The sequence below is a fragment of the Maribellus luteus genome (assembly GCF_003576475.1).
Classification (GTDB): Bacteria; Bacteroidota; Bacteroidia; order Bacteroidales; family Prolixibacteraceae; genus Draconibacterium; species Draconibacterium luteum.
Genome location: NZ_QWGR01000003.1, coordinates 217,053 through 242,338, shown reverse-complemented (window position 1 = coordinate 242,338; position 25,286 = coordinate 217,053). Strand labels below are relative to the sequence as shown.

15 protein-coding genes are annotated in these 25,286 nt (G+C 45.8%); 13 read left to right on the top strand and 2 right to left on the bottom strand.

Annotation, left to right across the window (positions count from 1 at the left end):
* The first annotated feature begins 35 nt into the window (after positions 1–35).
* From D1614_RS06555 to D1614_RS06535, 5 genes are all read left to right on the top strand, one after another.
* A complete protein-coding gene (locus D1614_RS06555; RefSeq protein WP_119437102.1) occupies positions 36–1,349 on the top strand; it encodes a sugar MFS transporter in 1,314 nt (437 codons plus the stop codon).
* A gap of 30 nt (positions 1,350–1,379) precedes the next feature.
* Positions 1,380–2,564 carry an N-acetylglucosamine-6-phosphate deacetylase gene (gene nagA, locus D1614_RS06550; RefSeq protein ID WP_119437101.1) on the top strand — a complete coding sequence of 395 codons (1,185 nt, stop codon included), beginning with the start codon at positions 1,380–1,382 and terminating at the stop codon, positions 2,562–2,564.
* A gap of 131 nt (positions 2,565–2,695) precedes the next feature.
* Positions 2,696–3,466 (top strand): glucosamine-6-phosphate deaminase, encoded by a 771-nt coding sequence (locus D1614_RS06545; RefSeq protein ID WP_119437100.1) that lies wholly within the window; start codon positions 2,696–2,698, stop codon positions 3,464–3,466.
* Positions 3,467–3,688: 222 nt separating this feature from the next.
* The gene (locus D1614_RS06540) at positions 3,689–4,858 is read left to right on the top strand and encodes a purple acid phosphatase family protein (RefSeq protein WP_162304432.1); all 1,170 of its coding nucleotides are present in this window, start codon (positions 3,689–3,691) and stop codon (positions 4,856–4,858) included.
* A 90-nt stretch (positions 4,859–4,948) separates the two neighbouring features.
* Entirely contained in the window at positions 4,949–6,199 is a 1,251-nt protein-coding gene (locus tag D1614_RS06535) for a glycoside hydrolase family 5 protein (protein WP_119437098.1), read from the top strand.
* Positions 6,200–6,204: 5 nt separating this feature from the next.
* On the opposite strand, the gene D1614_RS06530 is transcribed toward D1614_RS06535, so the two are convergent.
* Positions 6,205–7,668: a M48 family metalloprotease gene (locus D1614_RS06530; protein ID WP_119437425.1), complete on the bottom strand. Its 1,464-nt coding sequence runs from the start codon at positions 7,666–7,668 to the stop codon at positions 6,205–6,207.
* 134 nt (positions 7,669–7,802) lie between these two features.
* Between D1614_RS06530 and D1614_RS06525 the strand changes: the two genes are divergently transcribed.
* Positions 7,803–9,350, top strand: a complete 1,548-nt coding sequence (locus tag D1614_RS06525) for a M20/M25/M40 family metallo-hydrolase (protein WP_119437097.1) — start codon at positions 7,803–7,805, stop codon at positions 9,348–9,350.
* Between the two features lie 46 nt (positions 9,351–9,396).
* Complete coding sequence (locus tag D1614_RS06520; protein WP_119437096.1) at positions 9,397–10,986, top strand: M20/M25/M40 family metallo-hydrolase; 1,590 nt, start codon at positions 9,397–9,399, stop codon at positions 10,984–10,986.
* A gap of 280 nt (positions 10,987–11,266) precedes the next feature.
* On the opposite strand, the gene D1614_RS06515 is transcribed toward D1614_RS06520, so the two are convergent.
* Positions 11,267–12,673, bottom strand: coding sequence for a putative oxidoreductase C-terminal domain-containing protein (locus D1614_RS06515; protein WP_119437095.1), 1,407 nt, complete (start codon positions 12,671–12,673; stop codon positions 11,267–11,269).
* A 321-nt stretch (positions 12,674–12,994) separates the two neighbouring features.
* Here D1614_RS06515 and D1614_RS06510 point away from each other — a divergent pair, with 321 nt between their 5' ends.
* The 6 genes from D1614_RS06510 (at position 12,995) to D1614_RS06485 (ending at position 25,283) form a co-directional block, all read left to right on the top strand.
* Entirely contained in the window at positions 12,995–15,430 is a 2,436-nt protein-coding gene (locus D1614_RS06510) for a PDZ domain-containing protein (protein WP_162304431.1), read from the top strand.
* Positions 15,431–15,539: 109 nt separating this feature from the next.
* Complete coding sequence (locus tag D1614_RS06505) at positions 15,540–17,948, top strand: glycoside hydrolase family 95 protein (RefSeq protein ID WP_119437424.1); 2,409 nt, start codon at positions 15,540–15,542, stop codon at positions 17,946–17,948.
* 130 nt (positions 17,949–18,078) lie between these two features.
* Positions 18,079–18,657, top strand: coding sequence for an RNA polymerase sigma factor (locus tag D1614_RS06500; protein ID WP_162304430.1), 579 nt, complete (start codon positions 18,079–18,081; stop codon positions 18,655–18,657).
* A gap of 146 nt (positions 18,658–18,803) precedes the next feature.
* A complete protein-coding gene (locus D1614_RS06495) occupies positions 18,804–19,805 on the top strand; it encodes a FecR family protein (RefSeq protein WP_119437092.1) in 1,002 nt (333 codons plus the stop codon).
* A 103-nt stretch (positions 19,806–19,908) separates the two neighbouring features.
* Positions 19,909–23,361 (top strand): TonB-dependent receptor, encoded by a 3,453-nt coding sequence (locus tag D1614_RS06490; RefSeq protein WP_119437091.1) that lies wholly within the window; start codon positions 19,909–19,911, stop codon positions 23,359–23,361.
* Positions 23,362–23,366: 5 nt separating this feature from the next.
* The gene (locus D1614_RS06485) at positions 23,367–25,283 is read left to right on the top strand and encodes a RagB/SusD family nutrient uptake outer membrane protein (protein WP_119437090.1); all 1,917 of its coding nucleotides are present in this window, start codon (positions 23,367–23,369) and stop codon (positions 25,281–25,283) included.
* Positions 25,284–25,286 lie beyond the last annotated feature (3 nt).

Sequence of the window (25,286 nt, the reverse complement as noted above, 5' to 3'; positions counted from 1 at the left end):
CTGGGAAACCATTCAAAACAAACAATTTTAAACTGATGAAGAACAAAACATCCTTTATATCCATCGCCATACTTGGCTTAATGTTTTTTATTTTTGGCTTTGTCTCCTGGGTCAATGCCATTCTGATACCGTATTTTAAAATAGCCTGTGAACTCACGCATTTTCAGTCCTATTTAGTAGCTTTTGCCTTTTATGTGGCCTACTTTTTTATGTCGGTACCTTCTTCCTTTTTGCTGGAAAAGGTGGGATTTAAAAAAGGGATGATGATGGGCTTTTTTGCCATGGCTTTCGGGGCATTCCTGTTTGTGCCGGCAGCTCTTAGCCGCGCCTATCCTGTATTTCTGACAGGTTTATTTCTGATTGGAACCGGACTGGCTTTGTTGCAAACGGCGGCTAATCCGTATATTACCATTGTGGGGCCGATTGAAAGGGCCGCACAGCGCATCAGCATCATGGGAATCTGTAACAAAGTGGCCGGTATTCTGGCGCCGCTTATTTTTGCAGCCGTTGTGTTGAAAGTAACCGACAGCGAATTGTTCCGTACGCTCGAAAGCGGTACGCTTTCAGTTGCCGAGAAAAACCATTTGCTGGATGAGCTTATCCGACGGGTGATTCTTCCGTATTCGGTGCTGGGAGCAATGTTGATCGCGGTGGGACTGCTGGTCCGTTTTTCGCCCCTGCCCGAGTTAAATACCGAGCAATCAAACAAAGAAGAACTGGCAGAAGGTGAACACAGTAAAACCAGTATTTTCCAGTTTCCATACCTGATTCTGGGGGCACTGGCCATTTTCTTTCACGTGGGGTCTCAGATTATTGCCATCGATACCATTATCGGTTATGCACAAACCATGGGGCTCGATTTGCTGGAAGCCAAAGTGTTCCCGTCGTACGTGCTGGGAGCTACCATGTGCGGCTATTTTATTGGGGTGATCACCATTCCCCGCTATATCAATCAGCGCAATGCTTTGTTGGTTTGTACCATCATGGGGCTGGTTCTTTCAGGAGGAGTGCTTGTGTTTAGCGGGCAAGTAAATGTATTCGGGCACCAGACCGATATTTCCATCTGGCTTTTGGCAGCGCTGGGATTACCCAATTCTCTGATATTTGCCAACATTTGGCCGCTGGCCATCAAAGGGCTCGGACGTTTCACAAAACTGGGTTCTTCCATTATGATCATGGGCTTGTGTGGTAACGCACTTACACCGGTTTTGTACGGAATAATGGCCGATCATTTTAGTGTGCGTTCGGCATACATGATCCTGATTCCGTGTTATATATACCTGGTTTTCTTTGCAGCTTACGGTTACCGTGTAAAGCGTTGGAAACCGGCCGTAAAAGCGCTGGCTTAATTTTTCTGAAAAATAAAAGAAAGGAATACAATGAAGCGGATAAAAATTACAAACGGAAAACTGATTACTCCTTTTCGGATAGTTGAAAACGGAACCCTGCTGATTGAAAACGGAAAGATTGTGGGGACCGGAGAAGGTGAAATGAGTTTTCCGGGTGCAGAGGAAATAGATGCTGCCGGAAATTATGTTTCCCCGGGATTTATCGATATGCATACGCACGGTGGTGGCGGCTACGATTTTATGGATGGTACACCCGAAGCTTTTCGGGAAGCAGCCCGAACGCATGTTCGGTTCGGGACAACGGCACTGGTACCAACCACGCTTACCGCCGAAAAAAAAGACCTGTTGGAGCTTCTGGAGTCGTACAAGCAGGTGAAAAATGAAAATTTCGGGGGCGCTCAGTTTCTGGGGCTGCACCTCGAAGGGCCCTATTTTGCCATGAGCCAGAAAGGAGCTCAGGATCCGCGTTACATCCGCAATCCGCAACGTGAAGAGTACCAGGCTTTGCTTAATCAATCGTCGGATATTATTCGTTGGAGTGCAGCTCCCGAGCTGGAAGGCGCCATGGAGTTTGGCCGCGAACTAAGCAAAAAAGGTATTCTGGCTGCCATCGCTCATTCCGATGCGACTTCTGAAGTAGTGGCGGAAGCCCTGGAAAATGGTTACACCCACCTGACCCATTTTTATTCGGCAATGTCGGGTGTAACCCGTCGCAATGCTTTCCGTTATGCCGGAATTATTGAAAGTGGCTATTTGTACGATCAGTTAACCGTGGAGATCATTGCCGATGGCGTACATCTTCCGCCCAGTTTGTTGCAACTGATATATAAACAGATGGGACCCGCGCGGATTGCGCTGATAACGGATTCGATGCGGGCTGCCGGGCAGGAAGTTGACGAAAGCATATTGGGAAGTAAAAAGGACGGCCTGCCGGTACTGGTTGAAGACGGAGTTGCCAAACTTCCCGACCGCACAGCTTTTGCCGGTAGTGTAGCCACAGCCGACCGACTGGTGCGAAACATGATTCAGCTGGCGGGCGTGCCTTTGTTGCATGCCATTCAGATGATAAGTTCTACACCTGCACGAATTTGTGGAGTAGAAAAGCAAAAAGGGAGCCTGACCATCGGAAAAGATGCCGATGTGGTGATTTTCGATCCGGATATTCAGGTGTTGGCAACCCTTGTTAAAGGAGATGTTATGCATAGCAAACTATAATAAATCGGTCAATAATAAAGCCGTTGCATTTTCGGGGGTGAAGTGCAGAATAGCGGCAGTTTTTACCGGAATGAAAATTTCCGGATGGATAAACCCTTGTCAATTATGTTGTTGTTGAAAATTTAAAACCAATGATACAAGAAACTGAATTTAAGAAAGATACTCTTTCTGTGAAGTTGTTTTCTACCCGTAGGGAAATGGGAGAAGATGCTGCCTTGCAGGTAGCTCAAACAATGCGTTCTTTGCTGGCAGAGCGCGAAAACATCCGAATGATTTTTGCCGCTGCGCCTTCTCAAAACGAATTTCTGGAGGCATTGATTGCCCAACCCGGTATCGATTGGCACCGGGTGATCGCTTTTCACATGGACGAATACATTGGCCTGTCTGCTGATGCTCCGCAGGGTTTTGGTAATTTTTTAAAAGAACGGATTTTTTCCAAAGTGCCGTTTCTTGAAGTACATTACCTGAATGGCCAGGCAGCTGATCCGCAACAGGAATGCATCCGTTATGCCGAACTGTTGAATCGTTTTCAGCCCGAAATTGTTTGCATGGGAATCGGCGAAAATACACACATTGCTTTCAACGATCCGCACGTGGCGCGTTTCGACGATCCGCAGTCCGTAAAGGTGGTTGATCTGGACTTGCAGTGTCGCCAGCAACAGGTAAACGACGGATGTTTTACCTCGATTGACGAAGTGCCCACTCACGCACTTACGCTTACCGTTCCAACACTGATGAAGCCCGGCTTTGTATTTTGCATGGTGCCGGGTACCAACAAAGCTCAGGCAGTTCAGAGTACGTTAACGCAAACGGTCGATCAGCATTACCCGTCAACAGCCTTGCGTAAGCATCCGAACGCTGTTTTATTTCTTGACGCTGCCAGTGCCGCATTGCTTCAGTAGAAGCAATTTGCATAAACCACCAACCGAAACACCGTTCATTCTTGATTGAAAAAGAGGAGTAAAGAATTTCTGACTTTGAGAAATCCTGTTCAGGTCAGGATTCTTTACTTCTGATACTTTTTGCTAAATTCACCCTGAGTATTTTTACTTAAACCAACCGGTTTCACCCGAGAAGAAATGAACTTCATTTGTTTCCGGCTGAATTCTGTAACCTGTAAAATCATGAATAAAACAAAAGTATCACTGTTGGTCGTTTTGCTTCTCTTTTTTATTTCACTTTCCGGAATTGCACAAGAGTTGCACATTACCCACGGGCCCTACATTCAGGCGCTGGGCGAGAATGAAGTGACCGTTGTTTGGACCACCGACAGCAACGCGGTATCGTGGGTAGAAGTAGCCCCGGCAGGAGATGACAGTTTTTACGCCAGCGAACGCCCGAAGTACTATGAAACGTCCAACGGAAACAGGATTGTAGGAAAGCTGCACAAAATAAAGATTCTGGACTTAAAGAAAGGCACTGAATACCGTTACCGTATTTTCTCGCAGGCCGTGTTAAGTTACGAAGGACACCGTGTTTTGTACGGAAACATTGCCTCTTCCAATGTATATTCGAAAAAGCCCTTGCGGTTTTGTACGCTGGACGACGACAAGAAATCGATCTCTTTTCTTATGCTGAACGATATTCACAGCAGAGTGGATGATCTGAAAAATCTGTCGCAAAAAGTGAAGTACGGAACTACCGATCTGGTGTTTTTCAACGGCGACATGGTTTCTTCCATGAATGATGAAACCCAGTTTTTCAGCGGTTTTATGGATGAATCGGTAAACATGTTTGCCGGAGAAGTACCTGTTTATTTTTGCCGCGGAAATCATGAAACACGGGGAAAGTTCAGCGTGGCTTTTCCTGAATATTACCCCACCAATACCGGGAAACTGTATTATTCATTCCGGCAGGGGCCTGTGTTTTTTATTGTGCTCGACGGGGGAGAAGATAAACCTGATTCGGACATTGAATATTCCGGGCTGGCACAATTTGATGCGTATCGTACGGAGCAGCAAAAGTGGCTGAAAGAGGTCGTGCAGAGCGAAGCGTTTACAACTGCCCGCCACAAGGTGGTGTTGATACACATTCCTCCGGTGGGCTCCAGTTGGCACGGCCCGGCAGATATCCGGAATAAGTTTTTGCCGGTGTTAAACGGACAGGGAATAACAGCGATGTTGTGCGGGCATTTACACCGGTACGAATATGTAAAACCGGAACCGGAAGTGCACGATTTTCCTATCATTATTAATGCACACAATACGTCGCTGGAAGTGGAGGCCGGCCTGGATAATTTTACCGTTATTCAAAAAAGTACGGGAGGAGAAGCCCTGCAAAAACTGACTTTCTGAGGAGGAGCCTGGCTCTTCGACAAATGAATTGCGTCGCTTATTTTTGAAAGTGGAAGCGTTCTGTTTTTGAAACATATCAATACAACCGTCATGAAAAAACAACGAAGCCTGCTTATGCTGGTGGCATTTTTTGCCGCTTTTTATGCGTGTCAAACCACTGTTGAACCCAAGCCGGAACCTCAGTTTATCACCATTAACGGCCCAGACCTGGTGGCTCCCGACGGAAGCAAGTTTTTTATCCAGGGAACCAACCTGGGGAACTGGCTGAACCCGGAAGGATACATGTTTCGTTTTCAAAAAGCAAGTTCGGCAAGGCTGATCGATCAGGCATTTCGTGAAATGGTGGGGCCTGATTTTGTGGATGAGTTCTGGCAAAAATTCAAAGACAATTATGTTACCCGCGAAGATATTCAACACATTAAAAGTACCGGAGCCAATACCATTCGCATTCCTTTTCATTACAAACTTTTCACCCACGAAGATTACATGGGGTTGAGCCATGATCAGGATGGTTTTCAGCGTTTGGACAGCCTGGTGGAGTGGTGCCGTGCTTCCGAAATTTACCTGATACTGGACATGCACGATGCTCCCGGCGGACAAACCGGCGATAACATCGATGACAGTTACGGTTATCCGTGGCTGATGGTAAGCGAACGCAGTCAGAAGTTGTTTGTGGACATCTGGAAACGAATTGCGGAACATTACAAAAACGAACCGGTTATTCTGGCCTACGATTTATTGAACGAGCCCATTGCTACGTATTTTAAAGAGGATGAGGCCATGCTGAATGAACAGCTGGAACCTTTGTACAGGAAAGCCGTGACAGCCATCCGCGAAGTGGACACCAACCATATAATTATGCTGGGAGGTGCACAGTGGAACAGCAATTTCCGGGTTTTTACCGATTCGAAACTGGATGACAAAATGATGTACACCTGCCATCGTTACTGGTGCGATACCCTGCAGGCCAACATCCAGGACTTTGTCGATTACAGGGACTCGGTAAATCTGCCCATGTTTATGGGAGAAACCGGCGAAAATACCAACGAATGGATTTCGGCCTGGACCCGGCTGATGATCCGTAATAACATTGGATACACCTACTGGCCTTACAAAAAGATGGGAAGCGAAAGGGGAATGGTAACAGTTCCGACTCCTGAAAACTGGGACTTGATCGTCGCATTTACCGAAAGCGCGCGGGGTAATTTCGCCGAAATTCGTGCAGCCCGTCCCGATCAGGAGCTGGTGAAAAAAGCCCTGCTTGAATTCATCGAAAACTGCCAATTCAGAAATTGTACAGTTAACGATGAATACATTAAGGCGATGGGGCTAAACCCCTGATTCTTTTATTGGGAAATTACTTTAATCAGTTTGCCTCTTGTTAGTTGCTGGTTCAGCTCCATGTTGTTCAGAAGCGCCAGTTCCTTGTATTGTTCTTTCGGAACTTTGAAGTAAGCAAAGGCGTCGGCCAGTGTACTTGTTTTTTGTACCGTTTTTATGCGGATTCTGTCGGGTTTAACGTTCAGTTTCGATGCTTCTGTTAAAGTTGCAAAACCTTTCATGGTGGATTGGAAAGAAGGCAGGAACTGGTTGAAGTCAGCGTCGCTGGCAATTCCATGGAACGTGTAAACTTTTCCATCTTTCTGAATAAAATACGAGCAAAGTTTAATAACCTGTTGTTGTCCCGACTGGCTTTGCGAAGCCTGCTGCGAGATAACGGCCACGGCGTTGTTCCCGTTTACTTTTACATCCTTGCTTTCGATGATCGAAAGTTTCAGGTCGCTGATGGCTTTTTGCGAAGCGGCAGCTGGGGTGCTTTCGTCCGAAAGCATGAAAATAATTCCTGCTTTCTGATCGGGGGCGGCCATCTGTACCTGGGTAGGCGCATTCACCAGCTTCCATCCCGAAGGAAAGGCAAATTTAAATTTCAGTTCAGGATGATAAAATGTATTGTTCTCCACAAATCCTTGGCGCGGATCTTCTCCGTAAACAATCCCGTCAATCATGCTGAGGTAATCGTTGGTGTCAACAATAAAGTTTTTTCCCGGGTATTTGGCCTGCCATTCGTCGCTGATGCGGTGAACCGAATTAAAACGGTCTTCGGGATTGGGGTGAGTTGAAAAGAAAGTCGGCACGCCTGCCTGCTCGCTGCCCATGCTCATTTTCTCCAACACCTGGAAAAAGTCGGCCATTTTGTGGGCATCGTATCCAATTTTAGTAGCGTACTCCACTCCCAGCCGATCCGATTCGCGTTCGTTTTCACGGCTAAAACTCATAAACAGCAATTGCATGCCGGCCATGGCTTCATCGGCCAACTTGTAAATTTCTTTGGAGGCAAGCATACCGCCGAGCAATACTGCCTGCCCAATGGTTTGGTTGGTTTGCTGTTGAGCAGAGTGGCGCGCGGTTACGTGGCCCATTTCGTGTCCCAAAACACCGATCAGCTCGGCCTCGCTGTTGAACTGCGCCAAAATACCCCGGGTAACATACAGGTAACCTCCGGGTACTGCAAAGGCGTTTACCACCGGCGAATCAAGAATGGTAAAATGATATTTTAAATTGGGGCGATGCGAGATCTTGCCCATTTCCGTTCCTTTTTCTTCAATAAACTTTTGAATGACGGGGCTGTCATAAATACCAAAAGTGGAAACCACCGAAGGGTGATACTGGGCTCCCATGGCAATTTCCTGCTCTTCCGAAACAAACATGATTTGCTTTTTCCCGGTAACCGGGTTTATTGCACACGAGGGAACCAAAAAAATAAGCGATGCAATTAATAAAATAGAAAAAATCGATTTTGTTGTTTTCATATTCTGAATGTTAGTTGCAGTTTCTTTGTTATACGACAACACTTGCAATGTTAAAAGGGTTTAATGTAAACGTTGCGTTTATTGTTACTTTATAAACCAATGTGTAAATTTCTTCAAAATTTCAGATAATACCTATGTTATTACAAAAAACTGCATTTACGGGTTTATTTTGGACACTGTTTTTTTTGAATGTTTTCGCGCAGAATTCAGCGGTTGATAAGATTGACAAAGCGGGTTTGCATGAACATCTGAGCTATCTGGCGTCGGATAAACTTGAGGGGCGTTGTTTGGGAACAAAGGCCAACGGACTGGAAATGGCAGCTGATTACATTACTGAACAGGCGGAAAAACTGGGATTGCAACCCGGATTTCCGGCGTACAGCCAAAAGGTACCCCTGCTTTCGTCGCGTCCCGATCCGGAAAGTTTTATAGCGGTGATTGGGAGAAACGGAAAAACTGTTTTTCGTACGTCCGATTTCATTCGCCTGGATGGCCGCATGGAGGAAGAAGTGTTGAGCGATGCAACCATTGTAATGGCAGGTTTTGGAGACATTGATGATGAAACAGACGTAAGCGGGAAAGTGGTGGTAGTAGCCCAGGGCAAGGCCGACGGTTTTCCTGAATCCGCAAAGTTCTCGTGGAATAACCGCGATGAGCGGCGTAAAATCCGTTCGCTTGCGGAAAAAAAGCCGGCAGCCATTGTTGTGGTTACTTGTCCGCACGATCGTCACAATCATGCATTCAATGAAATAAAAGTCTGGAATAACCGCGAACGATACAGCCTGTCCGATAGTCAGACAAACAAAGGAATTCCGGTGTTGGTGGCACTGCCCCGGCTGGCTGATAAAATTCTGGGAGGGAAAGGGCAGTTTGAAAAGTACCTTGTTAGTGTAGCTGCCTCCGGCGTTAAGCAAGGATTTGAGATGGATGACAAGCAGCTTTCGGTGAATTCAAAAGTGATAAAAAATGAAATAAAAGCCCGTAATATTGTCGCTTATGTGGAAGGATCAGATCCGGTTTTAAAAGACGAGTGTGTGGTGTTTATGGCACATTACGATCATGTAGGAGTGGATCAGAACGGCGATGTGTACAACGGGGCCGATGATAACGGATCGGGAACTGTGGCCATTATGGAAGTGGCGGAAGCGTTTGCCAGCCTCGATCCAAAACCCAAACGAAGCATTGTGTTTTTATGGGTTACCAGCGAAGAATTGGGAATGTTTGGCTCGAATTATTATGCACAGCATCCGTTGTTTCCACTCGAAAAAACGGTTACCTGTTTTAACCTCGATATGGTAGGGCGGGTGTTCGAACCCCGCGATACAATCTGGAACAAATCGCCCAAAAAAGTAAAAGATTTCGACGGCCTGTATACTTTATCCAACAATGCATGGCCAGAACTGGCGGAGATCAACCGGCAAAAATGCGAAGAACTGAAGCTGATTCCGGATACCACTTTGCCCGCTTATTTTCTAAGGGCCAGCGACCATTACAGCTTCCACAAAAACGGGGTGCCGGTGTTAAATTATGCAACCGGTTATCATGCTGATTATCATCAGGTGGGCGACGATGTGGACAAGATCAATTTTGACAAGCTAAAACGCGTGGCAGAGCTTTGCTTTTGGATGGGGCTCGATATCGCCAACCGCCAGGAAATTCACATAAAAATCAAGGAAGAGTAATTTTGAGAAGTGAATGCTGACTCATCAAACATTAAGCCGATTATAAATGAAGAATAAATTATTACTGACTTCTCTTTGCCTCTCAGTGGCAAGCCTTCTTTTCGCACAAAAAAAAGAAATGGAGACCATCACCGAAAGTGATCTTAAAGCACACCTTGAGTTTATTGCCAGCGACTACATGCAGGGACGCGATTTCTCGACACCCGTTCCGGGGGTGGATTTAGCCGCCGATTATTTGAAAGCTCAGTGTAAGCTGATGGGACTGAAACCGGGAGTTGAAGATTATTTCCAATACGTGGAACTGGAGATGACCAAGCCCGATTTGGGAAATACTTTTCTGGAGATTCAAAACAACAAGGGTGAAGTGCTGGAAACCATCAGCGACGACTTTTTTTCTTTGCTGGGGCCTCTTAACGGAGATACGATTGAAAGCGAAGTAGTTTTTGCAGGGTACGGATGGTACAACGACAAAACGAAATACAACGACACCGAAGGTATAGATGTAAAAGGAAAGATTGTTTTGGCCATGAGCCGGAACCTCGAACTGTGTAGGGATTCTGCTACCAAAAGCATGGACTTTGGTACCGAGATGCGCAAAATGAACAAGATGCTTTTAGGCGGAGCAAAAGCTTTGATTCTGGTCCCCGATCCCCTGAATCCTGACCCAACAGGATTTGATGAGGTTAAGCAGTATGCCAACGGGGGAAGCATGGTGATAAAAGGGAGCAAAAAGAGAAGACAGTCTTTACCCCTGAACCTGATTTTTGGAACCGGGGAACTCGCCGATCAACTTTTAAAATCGTCGGGAAAAACACTGGCGCAGCTCCAAAGCGAAATCAATGAAAGTGGTTCGCCAAAGTCGTTTGAACTGGAGGGGATCAGGGCAAAAATCCAGCTTCCGAAGAACCAGTCTGAAATGTTGGGAAAAAATGTAATTGCAGTGGTGGAAGGCAGCGACCCGGTTTTGAAAAACGAGTGCGTGGTTTTTACGGCTCATTACGATCATGTTGGAGTAGATGCCAACGGGGAGGTGTTTAACGGTGCCGATGATAACGGTACCGGTACTGTGGCTTTGCTTGAAATTGCGCAGGCTTTTCAAAGCATGAAAAAGAAACCCAAACGAAGCATAGTTTTTGCATGGGTAACCGCCGAAGAAAAAGGATTGTTCGGATCAGATTATTACACGCAGTATCCCGTGTATCCGCTCGAAAAAACACTGATTGATATTAACCTCGACATGGTGGGACGCTCGGCAGAAGCAGAACCCCTGCCCGGTGCATCTACCGAAAAACAACTGGCCGGACCCAATGGCCTGTATGTAATTACGGGGAAACAAAGCTCTGAATTTTGGGAGCTGAGCAAAGAAATTAGCCAGGAGCTAAACCTGGTGTTGAACGATAAGCTGTCCAACACATTTTTGAACAGTAGCGACTATTTTCATTTCTATAAAAACAATATCCCGATATTGGGGCTTTCAACCGGAATGCACGACGATTATCACAAAGTAAGCGACGAAATTGACAAAATCGACTACACCAAAATGAGGCGAATTGCTCAATACGCATTTCTGGTTGCCAACAGGGTGGCTAATCAAAAGACCCGCATTGTGGTGGACAATCCTGTGAATAAGAATTGATTTGCGAGCGTCGATGAACGAAGGTTGATGGCAGATATACTTGCTTTACATTCGTTTCCATCGCAAATTGGCAATCGTTAATTATCAATCATCATTCAGGAGAGAGCCTTCAGCTGTGGGCTCGTTTGTCTTACAGCTTATTATTAAAGCAAAGTGTTCAATTGAAAAATTGCTATAAAAAAATTCACCGGGTGACTTTGAGTTAAATCAAACAGTCACCCGGTGAATATTGTACTCAGTTAACAAAAGTCGATGGCTGATTTCTGTTTCAGGTCAACTTTTATTCCATTGCTTTTTTCAAGCCTTCGGTAGTGGTGTAGTATTTTACAATCATGTTCGGAACTTCCCATTCCGGTAGTTTACCGTCCACCAGGTATTGCAGGTATTTTTCGGTTACCTGTCCGAAATGCGCTTCGTGTCCAACTTTGTACTCATCCGGAATATTCAGTTTCCATTTCGAATCGCTTACTTTTTCGAGTGTAATACCGGGGAATTTTTCAGCCAGTCCTTCCACTGCATTGTACAGGAAGCCGGCAAAAGCTTTTAGGTCTTCTTCGCTTGTTTCAATGTACAGCTGAGGTTTGTAACCTTCCTCTTCTCCTTGTTGAATGATGAGGTCGCATTTGGTTCCGCGCATGATCGAATAATGCGTGTCGCCTGTACCTTCCGGAGCCTGGAAGTTCCAGATAACCGAAACTTTTGCATGAATCCCTTTTAATGTATAGTTGATTTCGCCGTTGCTGTAAACTTTCAGCACATCGTTGTCAAGGTCTTTTTGCAGGTAGTCGGGGTAAGTGGCCAGTCCGGTAACTTTCTCAAACATTTCGGGTGTCATGTCGGTTGTCCAGCGTTTGGCCGATAAAACCTGCACATCCGATTTGTTTAGCGTTACTTCGGGGAAAGCTTCCCACTGGATCATGTCAACAAGGTGAGTGGTAACATCCACAACGCCTTCGCCCTGCTGTTGGGTGTCGAAAAACCAGGCCGGACGAACAAGCGGATTTCCCGAAACGTATTTAAAGAAGTGGTGCACACTTTCTTTGGTAATGGCCGGATTTTCTTCTGTCCCCACTTGCAGTTCGCCAAAAACTTCGGGAAGTAATGACAACTCGCGCTGCAACATGGTCGTGATTTCGTAACGCTCGGTCATAATATCATACAGCAAAACGCCTTTTTCCTGGGCCAGCTTAAAGGCTTCTTCCAATCGGGGGAATTCTTCGGGCGAGATAACCATTGGTTTGTCGGCCAGCACATTAATCCCGGCTTCTATCGATTTGAGGATGTACTCGGTTTTCTTGGCATTATTTCCAGCTGTAACCATTACATTTCCCGGTTTTTCGCTTAGCATTTTCTCCAGGAAATCAGGACCGGTATATACTTTTTCCAACCAGGTTGTCGGGTTTTCGCTACGGGTGTTGTAACGTTCAATCAATGCCAGATGACCTTGTACATCGCGGCCTTCCGGAGCATAAACATACACGGTTGGGTCTACCTGTTCATACATATTTTTTTGAACCAGGGCAGCATGGAAATGTCCCGGGTCAAGGGTCATGATTCTGACCTCTCCTTTGGCTCCTGTAAACATAGGTTGTGAATCTTTTTGGGTATCCGTTTTTTCGCGATTCCCTCCGGCACAGGCCGCAAGAAAAAAGCTGATTATGGCAACGCCAATAGCTTGAAGCTTCATAGTGATTTTCTTTATGGTGAATTTAGTTTCTCAAAAATATAATTTTATTTGGATTGCCCGGGTAATCAGGCCTTCAGGAATAGAGATTGTAAGCAGAAATTTCAATTTAGGTCCGGGGCAGACAAATTAAAATTTTTCAAAAGATTTTCGGTTGTTTTGAAAATCATTATTTTGTCGACTGAAATCGAAAGCTAATTTTTGCCATCTTTTATGAAACGAGCATATAAATCATTCACCTCCGAGAGAATGATTGTCCGTCAGCTGATGGATGTGCGAGTTCCCTCCGTTGGTTGCGAATCTTTGAAGAATAATTTTAATCGTATGAGAAAAGTTGCTGTACTATTGCTGAATGTTTTGGTATTTCTTTTAGCCGCGTGTCAACCAAGCATTTTTGAAATTTATGTTTCGCCCGGGGGAGACGACTCGGCAAACGGGAGTAAGACTACACCCGTAGCAACGCTTGGCCAGGCTGTTGAGCTGGCACGGGCCGCTGCCGGACAAAGGACGGTTCATGTATTGGTAGAAGATGGAACTTACTATTTGCCGCAAACCCTGAAACTGGATGCCGGTATTTCAGGAACCGCTGAAAAACCCGTTGTTTTCAGGACCTTGAATCCGCCGGGAGAAGTTGTGATTAGTGGCGGGCAGAAACTGGAACTGGATTGGAAGCCTTACCGGGAGAGCATTTTTTGTGCGCGAATATCCGAAGATGTAGATATCGATCAGCTTTATATCAATGGGCAACGGCAACGCATGGCCCGCTTTCCGAACGCGGTGCCCGGGAAAAACGTGTTCGATGCCTGGGACCTGGAACATACGCGTGAGCCGGAACCCGGAACCGACCCGCTTACACCCGAACGGATTGCTTCGTGGGAGAATCCGGCGGGAGCTTTTATTCATGCCATGCACATGGCTTTGTGGGGCGATATGCACTGGGTAGTGAAAGCAAAAAATGCGGACGGGACGCTTGATATGGAGGGTGGTTGGCAAAACAACCGGCCTTCGCAAATGCACCCGCGCTACCGCATGGTGGAAAATGTGTTTGAAGAGCTCGATGCGCCGGGAGAATGGTACTACAATGAAACGGAAAGCATGTTGTACTATTTTCCGTTGAACGACGAAGACATTTCGAAAGCCTTGGTGGAAATTGTTCGGCTGAAACACTTGCTTGAATTAAACGGAACAAAAGAAGAGCCGGTAAAACATGTTCAATTCGATGGCTTTGTATTTCGCCATGCCGCCCGCAGTTTTATGGAAAACAGAGAGCCGCTGCTTAGAAGCGACTGGACAACCTACCGCGGCGGGGCTGTTTTTATAAACGGTGCCGAAGATTGTTTGCTTCAGAACTGCGAGTTCGACCAGGTGGGTGGCAACAGCATTTTTGTCAGCAACTACAACCGTAGAATTACCATAAAAAGTTGTTACCTACATCATTCGGGAGCCAATGGGGTTGCTTTTGTCGGCGATCCCGGGGCTGTGCGCAGTCCCTTGTTTCGCTATGGGAAACAGGATTTCGAAGCCATTGACCGCACTCCCGGGCCAAAGTCAGATAATTATCCGTCGGAATGTTTGGTGGAAGACTGCCTGATTACGATGACCGGGCGCGATGAGAAACAAACTGCACCCGTGCAGATTTCCATGTCGCACAAAATCAGGGTGAATCATTGTTCTATTTACGATGTCCCGCGTGCCGGAATTAACATCAGCGAAGGTACTTTTGGCGGGCACATCATCGAAAACTGCGATGTGTTTAACACGGTACTCGAAACCAGCGACCACGGAAGTTTCAACTCGTGGGGCCGCGACCGTTTCTGGACGCCCGACACCCGTCAGACCGATGTGGAAGTAAAAAAGGACCGCAACTTACCGAAAATCGATATGCTGGATAAAAACATCATTCGGAATTCGCGCTGGCGCTGCGACCATGGCTGGGATATTGATCTCGACGACGGATCGACCTGGTATGAAATCCACAACAACGTGTTGTTAAGCGGAGGTTTGAAAATGAGGGAAGGATATTACCGAACCGCCACGAACAACATCATCATTAACAACAGCCTGCACCCGCATGTCTGGTATCCTGAAAGCGGCGATGTGTTTAAGCACAACATTGTGTTTGGGGCTTACCGTCCGGCAGTGATGAATTATACGCTGGGCCCGGATGACAAGTGGGGGCAGGAACTCGACTCCAATCTTTTTGCGACCGGAGAGGCGGATCGTCTTAAATTTGCACAAAACGATTGCGATGCCCACTCTGTTTCGGAGGCACCTCTTTTTGCCGATGCGGCACACGGCGACTATACGGTGAGCGAACAATCACCTGCATTGAAAATTGGCTTCCGTAATTTTCCAATGGATCAGTTTGGAGTGAAATCAGAACGTTTGAAAAAGCTGGCTAAAACTCCTGATATTCCCCAGCTAATCACCGAACGCTCCAACGAAAGCGGCAAAGTATTTAGCTGGAAGGAAGGGAAGGTGAAAAACATTGAAACCATGGGCGAACAGTCGGCAGCCGGGTTGCCCGCTATGGCCGGAGTAGCTGTTCTTGAGGTTCCTGAAAATACCGGAATTCATTCGATGAATTTAAGGACGGGCGACGTAATCCTGAAATGCAACGGACAGGATGTGGCGAATTTTGATCAACTGGTAAAGATTTTTGAGAAAGCAAACCAGGAGGAAGAGCTGGTGATCACCATATTCCGAAACCAAAAAGCGGAAGAGATCAGGGTTTCTCTGGCCAACCCTTCAAAAAAGTAATAAGAAGAATAAGGTAATTGTTCGGTAAGCAATGGTAAATTTGAAGGATATTCATTTTCCTGTTTTTCTTGAAAGAACGAAAGTCAATAACAACACAACAACAATAGAAATGACACAACTTCGCAGCCTGATTTTATTTTTTGCGGTAGCCTTATTTGCCGCCTGTAGTGTGCAGCCCGAAAAAGCATCCGATCTTAAGTTATGGTACAACGTGCCCGCCGATGCCACGGTTAAAGATGATCCGAATGGCTGGCGCGACGATCGCGAGTGGCTGAAGGCTCTGCCGCTGGGAAATGGATCAATGGGCGTGATGGTGTTTGGCGATGTAAACCAGGAACGCATCCAGCTGAGCGAAGAAAGTATGTGGTCGGGAAGTGTGAACGATAATGACAACCCCGAAGCACGCGAAGCACAACAGGAAATAAGAAGGTTGTTGTTTGAAGGGAAGTACAAGGAAGCAACCGCGCTAACCAATAAAACACAAATATGCAAAGGTGCCGGCAGCGGACATGGAAACGGTGCAGAAGTACCGTTCGGATGTTTTCAAACGCTGGGTGATTTGCGCTTCGACTTTGGGATAAATGCCGCTTTTGAAAACTACTACCGCGAGCTCGATTTAAACGATGCGGTGGTGCGCGTAAAATATACCAGGGAGGAGGTGAATTTTCAGCGCGAGATTTTTACCAGCTATCCTGATCAGGTGATGGTGGCCCGCTTAACGGCTGATAAACCGGGGCAGATTTCTTTTAGCTGCACGATGGATCGTCCCGAGCATTTTAAAACCTATGCCGAAGGTGGTCAGTTAATTATGACAGGTGCTTTGCCCGACGGAAAAGGAGGCGAGAATCTTCATTACATGGCTCGTTTAAAGGCCATTGCCAAAAATGGCAAGATCGCTTACAAAGATTCTCAACTGGTGGTAAAAGATGCCGACGAAGTGATTCTTTTGTTGGCGGCGTCAACTGATTATGTATTGAGCTATCCAGAATACAAAGGCCGCGATTATGCTGATGTAACAGCCAAAAGCATTGAAAACGCATCCAAAAAATCATACAAGGAATTATTGAAAGCACATCTTTCAGAATACCAAAACTATTTTGCACGGGTAGATCTTGATCTTACTCCGGCAGAGATTGAGCCCGTTCCTACCGACAAGCGGATTGAGTTATTCCGCGAAAGCAATTCAGATCCACATTTGGTTGAGTTGATGTTTCAGTACGGGCGCTATTTGTTGATTTCCTCTTCCCGTCCCGGATGTTTGCCGGCCAACCTGCAGGGCTTGTGGGCCAATAAAATCCAAACGCCCTGGAACGGTGATTACCATACCGATGTGAATGTGCAGATGAATTACTGGCCAGCCGAAGTAACCAATTTATCCGAAATGCATTTGCCCTTGTTTGATCTTTTGGAATCGTTGGTAAAGCCCGGCACTAAAACGGCTGATGTTCAGTATGGAAACCGGGGTTGGGTAATTCATCCGATAACCAACGTTTGGGGCTACACGGCTCCGGGCGAAGCAGCCAGCTGGGGAATGCACACCGGCGGTAGTGCCTGGATTAGCACGCACATTGCCGAGCATTACCGTTTTACGGGCGATAAGGAATTTTTGAAACGAATGTATCCCGTTTTGAAAGGTGCTTCCGAGTTTTATGTCGATTGGCTGGTAAGCGATCCCGAAACCGGGAAACTGGTTTCCGGTCCTGCCGTTTCGCCCGAGAATACTTTTATTGCTCCCGATGGAAGCCGCAGCCAGATAAGCATGGGGCCGGCACACGACCAGCAGGTGATTTGGCAACTTTTTACCGATTTTATTTATGCTTCGGAAGAGCTTGGGATGGAAAATGATTTTGTACGCGAAGTAAGGGAAGTCAGGCAGGAATTAGCAGGGCCTAAAGTTGGCTCCGACGGCCGTTTAATGGAATGGGCCCACGAATTTCCGGAAGTAGAGCCCGGGCACCGGCATATTTCGCATTTGTTTGCAGTGCATCCGGGCGAACAAATCAACACCTGGGATACGCCTGAGTTGGTAGACGCTGCCAAAAAATCGCTGGATTACCGCATTGCCAACGGTGGCGGACACACCGGCTGGAGCGCTGCCTGGTTGATCAGTCAGTATGCGCGTGTTTTTGAGGGAGACAACGCAAAGAATAGTCTGAATACGGTACTGCGCAAAAGCACCTCGCCCAACTTGTTTGGACAACACCCTCCGTTTCAGATGGATGCCAATTTTGGAACCACGGCCGGAATCGCCGAAATGCTGCTGCAAAGTCATGCCGGGGTGTTGCACCTGCTGCCTGCTCTCCCGGCTGAATGGCCTGAAGGAAGTGTGAAAGGATTAAAGGGCCGCGGTGGCTTTGTAGTAGACATGAACTGGAAAAACAGCCGCCTGGTGAGTGCAAAAATTTACTCGGAAAAAGGAGGCAAGATCCGTTTGCTGTACAATTCTGATTACTCCGAATTGTCGCTGGAACCCGGCGAAACAAATGAATACAAGGTGGAACTTAACAGTGGGATGTAAACGATTCCGGAGCGAATTATAGAATTGGATATTTCGGCAGAGGACGTATGGATTCATAAAGAGGGTGAAGGGAACCGAATGATTATCCTTTCGATATTTGTTTTACATTTGCTTTCTAACGATACCGGTTTTGAGCGATAAACTTATATGGGAGAATATAGCCAAAGGTGATAAAAATGCCTTGAAGCAACTTCATGAAAAGTATTTTTATCAAATGGGGCTTTATGCACATAAAATGCTGCATGACGACCAAATTGCGGAAGAACTGGTGTCGGACTGTTTTATCAAGATATGGGAGAACCGAAGAAAGATTGAGATTGAGTCTTCTGTCAAACATTATCTTTTCCTGATGTTGCGAAACGGTATTGTCGATCATTTCCGTAAAAAGCGGATTGTAAGTACCGAACCGATTGAAAACATTAACGACCCCGCCAGCGAAGAGTATTTTGATGAACAAAAACAATATGCAAAACTGTACCAGTTCTTACAGAAACTGCCGGAACAACGCAGAAAAATCCTTGAGATGGCTGTTTTTGATTCGCTTACTTATGCTGAAATAGCACAAAAGCTGGACATCACTAAAAATACTGTGAAAACACAAATCGGGCGGGCCTATCGTTTTCTGAAAGAGAACCTCGAACCCACTGATTTTTATCTTTTTTGTACTTTACATCCTGCTGATAAAGAGTCTGCTAAGAAAGATATTTAAATATTTTTCAAAAAAACTCCTTCTGATGTCGCCCTCTTTTTCCCCTATTTCCGTCTTTTAAATAGATCAGTGATTGTTATTGTCTGGTTTAGTTATGGGATGGTAGAAAAGGGCCATCCCATTCGTTCAACAGTTTAAAAAGTACAATGGAAAAGCAAGATAAATTTTGGGAGCTATCGGCGGGGAAGATCTTTGATGAACTCACTCCCGAGGAGGAACAGGAGCTGAGCCAGCTTCTTGGAGAAGGGGAAAACAGTGCAGTTTTTAAGCAAGTTGAGAACGTTCATGAAGGCTTAAAGAAAAGCCAGGCTTTGCAGAATTTTTCGTTGAAACTTTCGTGGACAAGGATTTCCAACAGTATGAAAGTTCGGAGAACGCAGCTCTACCGGTCGGTGTTTAAGTATGCTGCTGTTCTGCTTGTGGCATTTCTTGCTGGCATACTGGTGAAATCGCAATTTCCCTCAACCGGAATACAGGGTTTTACCGAGTTAAAGGTCCCGCTGGGGCAAATGTCGGAAGTTACGCTTTCTGACGGTACGCATATCTGGTTAAACTCGGGAACCACACTAAAGTATCCCAACTTTTTTGGCGATGACAGCCGCGACATATCACTGGATGGAGAAGCGTTTTTCAAAGTTGAGCACAGCAAGGTTCCCTTTGTGGTAAAACTGAAAAAAAGCGAAGTCGAAGTTTTGGGAACCTCGTTCAACGTGGTTTCGTATGCCGAAGAAAGTTCGAGCCAGGTAACGCTTGTCGAAGGTTCGGTGCAAATAAATACGTTGGAAGGGAAGGCGATTACCAGGATTAAACCTTCGGAACAAATAAATATCCCGGATAACCTGGAAGAATTGACTATAAAAACGGTTAACACCGGTTTCTACAGCAGTTGGATCGACGGGAAGATTGAGTTCGATGAGGAACGACTGGCCGATATTGCATTACGGCTGGAACGCTGGTACAATGTTAAAATTAGCTTTACCAGCAAAGATGCCGAAGACCTTCGGTTTTCCGGAACTATCCTGAAAAACAAACCTTTTGATCAGATTATTAAGGCGATCAGCTTGCTGCTTCCGGTCGAAATAAAGTATAAAAATAACTTGGGAATAAAAGACGAAGTAATCATATCAAAAATTGAAAAGCCTATGTAAGTATTTCAAAATGCTAAAAAGCTAAAAACGGCGGAGATGCGCCACATATCCACCGTTTAATGCTTAAAACAAATTGTCGTAATTATTTTAAACATTCAAATTTATGAAAAAACGATCAAACCGGGTCGGTTTAAACCGGCCATTGAAAAAACTTTTACTAAAAATGAAATTGACTTTTGCGATATTTCTTTTTTGCCTCGTAAGCGTTAGCGCTTCTACCTATTCGCAGGTAACCAGGTTAAATATTTCTTTAAGCGGTAACAACATGGTAGATGTGTTTAAAGAAATTGAAGAACAGAGCGAGTTTTATTTCTTCTATCAGCGTGAAGACCTGAAAGATCTAAACAATATTTCCGTAAATGTGCAGGATGCTACCATTACGCAAATTCTTGATGAGGTGCTAAGTGGAACCAACCTAAGTTATAAAATTGTTGACCGTTATATCATTGTAAAGCAAGAAGGGAGCGATTTTGGAGAAACTCTTTTGCAGCCGGACCAGCAAAAAGGGGTTCGCGGAGCGGTCACAGATAATAAGGGGGAATTTCTTCCCGGAGTAACGGTTTTGATAAAAGGCACTTCTCAGGGAACCGTAACCGATATGGATGGCAAATTCTCCTTTTCGGAGATCCCGGAAGGTGCAGTTTTGCAGTTTTCTTTTATTGGTATGAAAACCCAGGAAATTGCTGTCGGAAGTAATCTTGTTGTTAATGTATCTATGCAGGAAGATGCCATTGGCCTGGAAGAAGTGGTGGCTGTTGGATACGGAACACAGAAAAAGGTTAACCTGACGGGGGCTGTTTCTGCCGTAAAAATGGAAGAAGTACTGGGCGACAGACCGGTTACCAGTCTGGGGGCCATATTGCAAGGCTCCATCCCGGGATTTACTGCTTCTTCGTCAGCTGTTCCCGGAGGCGGAAATAATTTTAATATCAGGGGGTTGGAATCCATTAACGGAGGAGCACCGCTTGTGCTGGTTGATAACGTTGTTTTCAACGATCTGTACCTGATTAACCCGGAGGACATTGAAAGTGTTTCGGTGCTGAAAGACGCGTCTTCGGCTGCAATTTACGGGGCCCGCGCATCGTTTGGGGTTATTCTGATCACGACCAAAAAAGGGAAACGGAATGAGAAGCTGACCATCAACTACAATAACAATTTTGCCTTTTCCAGGGTAGATAACCTTCCGGAGCTGGCTTCACCGTCCGATATGATCAAAACCCTGCAGGATGGAGGTTATTCATCTATCTGGTCGGGGCAGAATATTGAGACGTATGTTGGTCTCTTGCAGGATTATATCAGTAACCCGCAAAATTATCCGCTGGGCTGGACAGAAGTAAACGGAACAAAATATTTCCTGAAACAAACCGATGTCATGGGAGACATGTTTGAAACCTCGTGGAAACAAAACCACAATATTTCGGTACAGGGAGGAAGTGAAAAGATCAATTATCGTATTTCGGTTGGCTATACCGATGAAGATGGTATTCTGGTTAGCGGAAAAGATGCATTTACCCGGACCAACGTTTCGTCCTATGTCAGTGGCGATATCACACCCTGGCTGAGCACTTCCATGGACATGAAATACAACAGCGGAGATAAGCGCTATCCTTTTCTGGACGGAAGCAGCGAGCTGGGAATCTGGAAAACCAACCTTCCGTCGTACCATCCGGATGGAATGCTGCCATACGGAACCGACGGGCAAGAGTATTTGGTTATGACCCCGGCCAATGTTATTAGCATGGCCAAGGCGTCAAAAAGTGTAAGCGACGATAGCCGTATATTTTCGCGTACAGAACTCAAACCGCTTAAAGGTCTGAGTGCCATCCTGGAATATTCATTTCAGTTAAGTATGAATGATTATGAGGCTTATGCCAATTACTTTCAGGTACATCAGGGACTGGCAGAAAGTATAAAGCCTTCCACCTCCACCGATCCGTTTACAACCTCAAGGTCGTCAACACGGTATACCACCATCAATGCTTACGCCAATTATTCCAATACTTTTAACAAGCTACACAATGTTTCGCTGGTGGCGGGTTATAACCAGGAGTACAACGATTACCGGTACATTTATTCTCAGGCGTATAACATGATCAGCAATGATTTACCTTCGTTGAGCGGGACAAACGGAGCAACTCCTTCACAAACAAGCGATGCCTACAGTCAGTATGCACTTCGTGGGAGTTTCTTCCGTGCCAATTATAACTACGCACAGAAGTATTTTATTGAATTTAACGGCCGTTACGATCTCTCGTCCAAATTCCCGAAAGATTACCGTTCCGGATTTTTCCCCTCGGTGTCGGCAGCCTGGAACATGGCCAATGAGCCTTTTATGAAAGGCGCCGAAAAAGTTATCTCGCAACTGAAACTAAGAGGTTCGTACGGAACGCTCGGAAACCAGGATATTGGTAATTACGGCTATTTGCCAACTCTGCCGGTTGTTGACGGCCAGTGGATTTACAACGGTGTTGAGCCTCAGACAATCGGAAATATGCGCATGGTTCGGGCCAATTACACCTGGGAGCAGGTAAATACCATTAACGGAGGTATTGATTTTGGTTTCCAGAACCAGAAACTCACCGGAACCTTTGACATTTACCAACGCAATACCATTGGGATGTTAGGACCGGGCGAGGAGCTCCCGGCCGTTGCAGGAGCCACTGCTGCCGACCAGAATGCTGCCGATATGGAAACAAACGGCTGGGAATTCTCTCTGAACTGGAAAGGAAATGCCGGAGAAGTAAAGTATGGTCTTGGCTTCAATATCTACGATTCCCGCTCAAAAATTACCAAGTATAAAAATGAAACGAAATTGCTTTCGGCCCCTTATTATGTAGGCCAGGAGATTGGCGAAATCTGGGGTTATGTTGCCGATGGTTTTTATACTGAAAGCGATTTTGACGAAACCGGTGCCTTACGCAGCGATGTGGTGAGCATTAAAGGTGTAACCTCTCATGTGGGAGATATCAAGTATAAAAACCTGATGGATAACGAAACCAGCGTCAATATTATCGATCAGGGCGATAATACTGTTAATGACCCGGGCGACCGCACCATAATCGGAAACAGCCGTCCGCGCTTCCAATACGGGTTCAACGGAAATGCCGAATGGAATGGATTGGGCCTTTCGTTCATACTTCAGGGAGTTGGAAAACGCGACGCGTGGATAGGTGGTAATATCAAGTTCCCCATGTCCGATCAATATGGTACGGTTTATAAAGACCAGGTGGGAAAAATCTGGACTCCTGAGAATAGCACCAATGCTTTCTATGGCCGGATTTATGAAAACGCCGGCAGTTCGCAGGGCGCCAACCAAAGAGCATCCGATAAGTTCCTGAGTAACGCGGCTTACCTGCGGGTAAAGAACATCACATTGAGCTATAATCTGCCTGCTAGTATTTTGCAACGGATACATCTGAAAAATGTAAAAGTCTTCTTTAGCGGAGAAAATCTGTTCACTTTTGATCATCTGCCTTCGGGTATTGATCCTGAAAGCCTAGGATGGACTTATCCACATTACAGAACACTCTCATTTGGGATAAACTTAAACTTATAACAACTATGAAATTCAAAAAATATATACTCTACATACTGATAGCGACGCTATTTAGTTGTAATAATGACTTTTTGGAGTATGCTCCCAAAACCTCGCTCACAGAGAAAACGGCCTTTGTTACCTACGATAATTTTAAAACCTATTCATGGGGATTGTATAATATCTTCTCTGATCCGTTAATGCGACAGTACCTTGGCACAGGAGCCCAGGTTTATACCCACGCTTTGGGCGATGTACATGCAAACTACTTATACAGCAGTAGTGGTACGAATGTACAGAACAACGACTGGCAATGGAACAACATAAGTTCTACAACGAATACTGACGACTCGTGGGATTTTAGTTATATCCGGAAGGTAAATATTATGCTTCGTAATATTGAAAATTCGGAAATGACCGATAAGGAGAAGGCGCACTGGCGGTCGGTGGGCTTGTTCTTCCGCTCGTATCGTTATTACGATTTAATGGCCCGTTACGGCGATGTGCCGTGGCTGGAAAACGTTGTTGAAGACGATGATCTGGAGGTTTTGTACGGAGAAAGAACTCCGCGTGAAACGGTGGCTGAAAACATCCTGCGTGATCTAAAGTATGCCGAAGAGAATATCAATGTAAACGGTGAAGGAGCAAACACCAATACCATTAACCGGGATTGTGTAAGGGCCGTTATGTCGCGGTTTTGCCTGTTCGAGGGCACGTGGAGGAAGTATCATTCCCTTGCTGACGCTGCAACTTTCCTGAACGAGTGCGAAAGGGTTTCCAAACTTCTTTTGGAAGCATACCCTACCATTGCAAACAATTTTGTTGATCTCTGGACCTTAGATGATTTGGCAAATGTTCCCGGTATTATTCTTTATAAACAGCTGGAGCCTGATTTGGAAATGTCGACGCTGCCTCGTATGGAAAGAGGTGGTTCTCAGAAAATTGGACTGCATGCACGTACTGTTGGCCGGTATTTATGTCAGGACGGAAAACCGATTGCAACCAGTCCGCTTTATGAAGGAGCCGGTCCGGCCGCATCGGTTAACGACGAGTTTAAGAACAGGGATCACAGGCTCTACTGGCGTTGTGTTCCTCCTTATAAAACCAACAAAGGAAATGGTGTAGCCGTGACAGATGCCAACAGAGATTCGTGGTGGACCGAAGGAATGGACCCCAAAGACCGGTACTACATCGATTACATGAACAGCATCAACGATGCCAACCACCAGTTTCCGTTACATACCTGGCAGCCACAGTTTCTGTCGCGGGTGCCGATGATTCAAACTTCACCCTACTCATGGGGGCCAATGCGGAATTATGGCGGTTACTATCTCTACATGTATTTTAATACTTACAACGAAGCTGCTATTCAGGCCGGAGGAAGGTTTGCCGTAACCGATTGTCCTGTCTTTCATATAGAAGAAATTATGCTGAATTATGCAGAGGTAGAGTTTGAATTGGGAAAATTTGACCAAAATGTGGCCGACTTAACCATCAACAAACTACGTGCACGGGCCAATGTGGCAGCCATGAAGGTATCCGAAATTTCGGAGTCGTTTGATCCGGCGAGAGATGCTACGGTTGATCCTGTAGTATGGGAAATTCGCAGGGAGCGTATGGTTGAATTACTGGGAGAAGGATTTGGCTTTTATGATATTAGAAGATGGAACCGGGCAGATTATTTTATGAATCAAAGGCCTCTTGGAGTGCGGGTTGCTGCCGATGAAAAGAGTCAATACTTTGGCGGAGCTTCCAGGTTTATTACCGCCGGTGATGTCAACCCCGATGCTTCTGTTACCGCCGATGACATTGACAGGGTTGTTTGCGTTGATGATTTTGTGAAACAGGGAAAAGGATGGAAAAACCATTACTATCTTAATCCGATACCAAAAACTCAGTTGATACTGAACGACAAACTGGTTCAGAATCCTGACTGGGAGTAAACG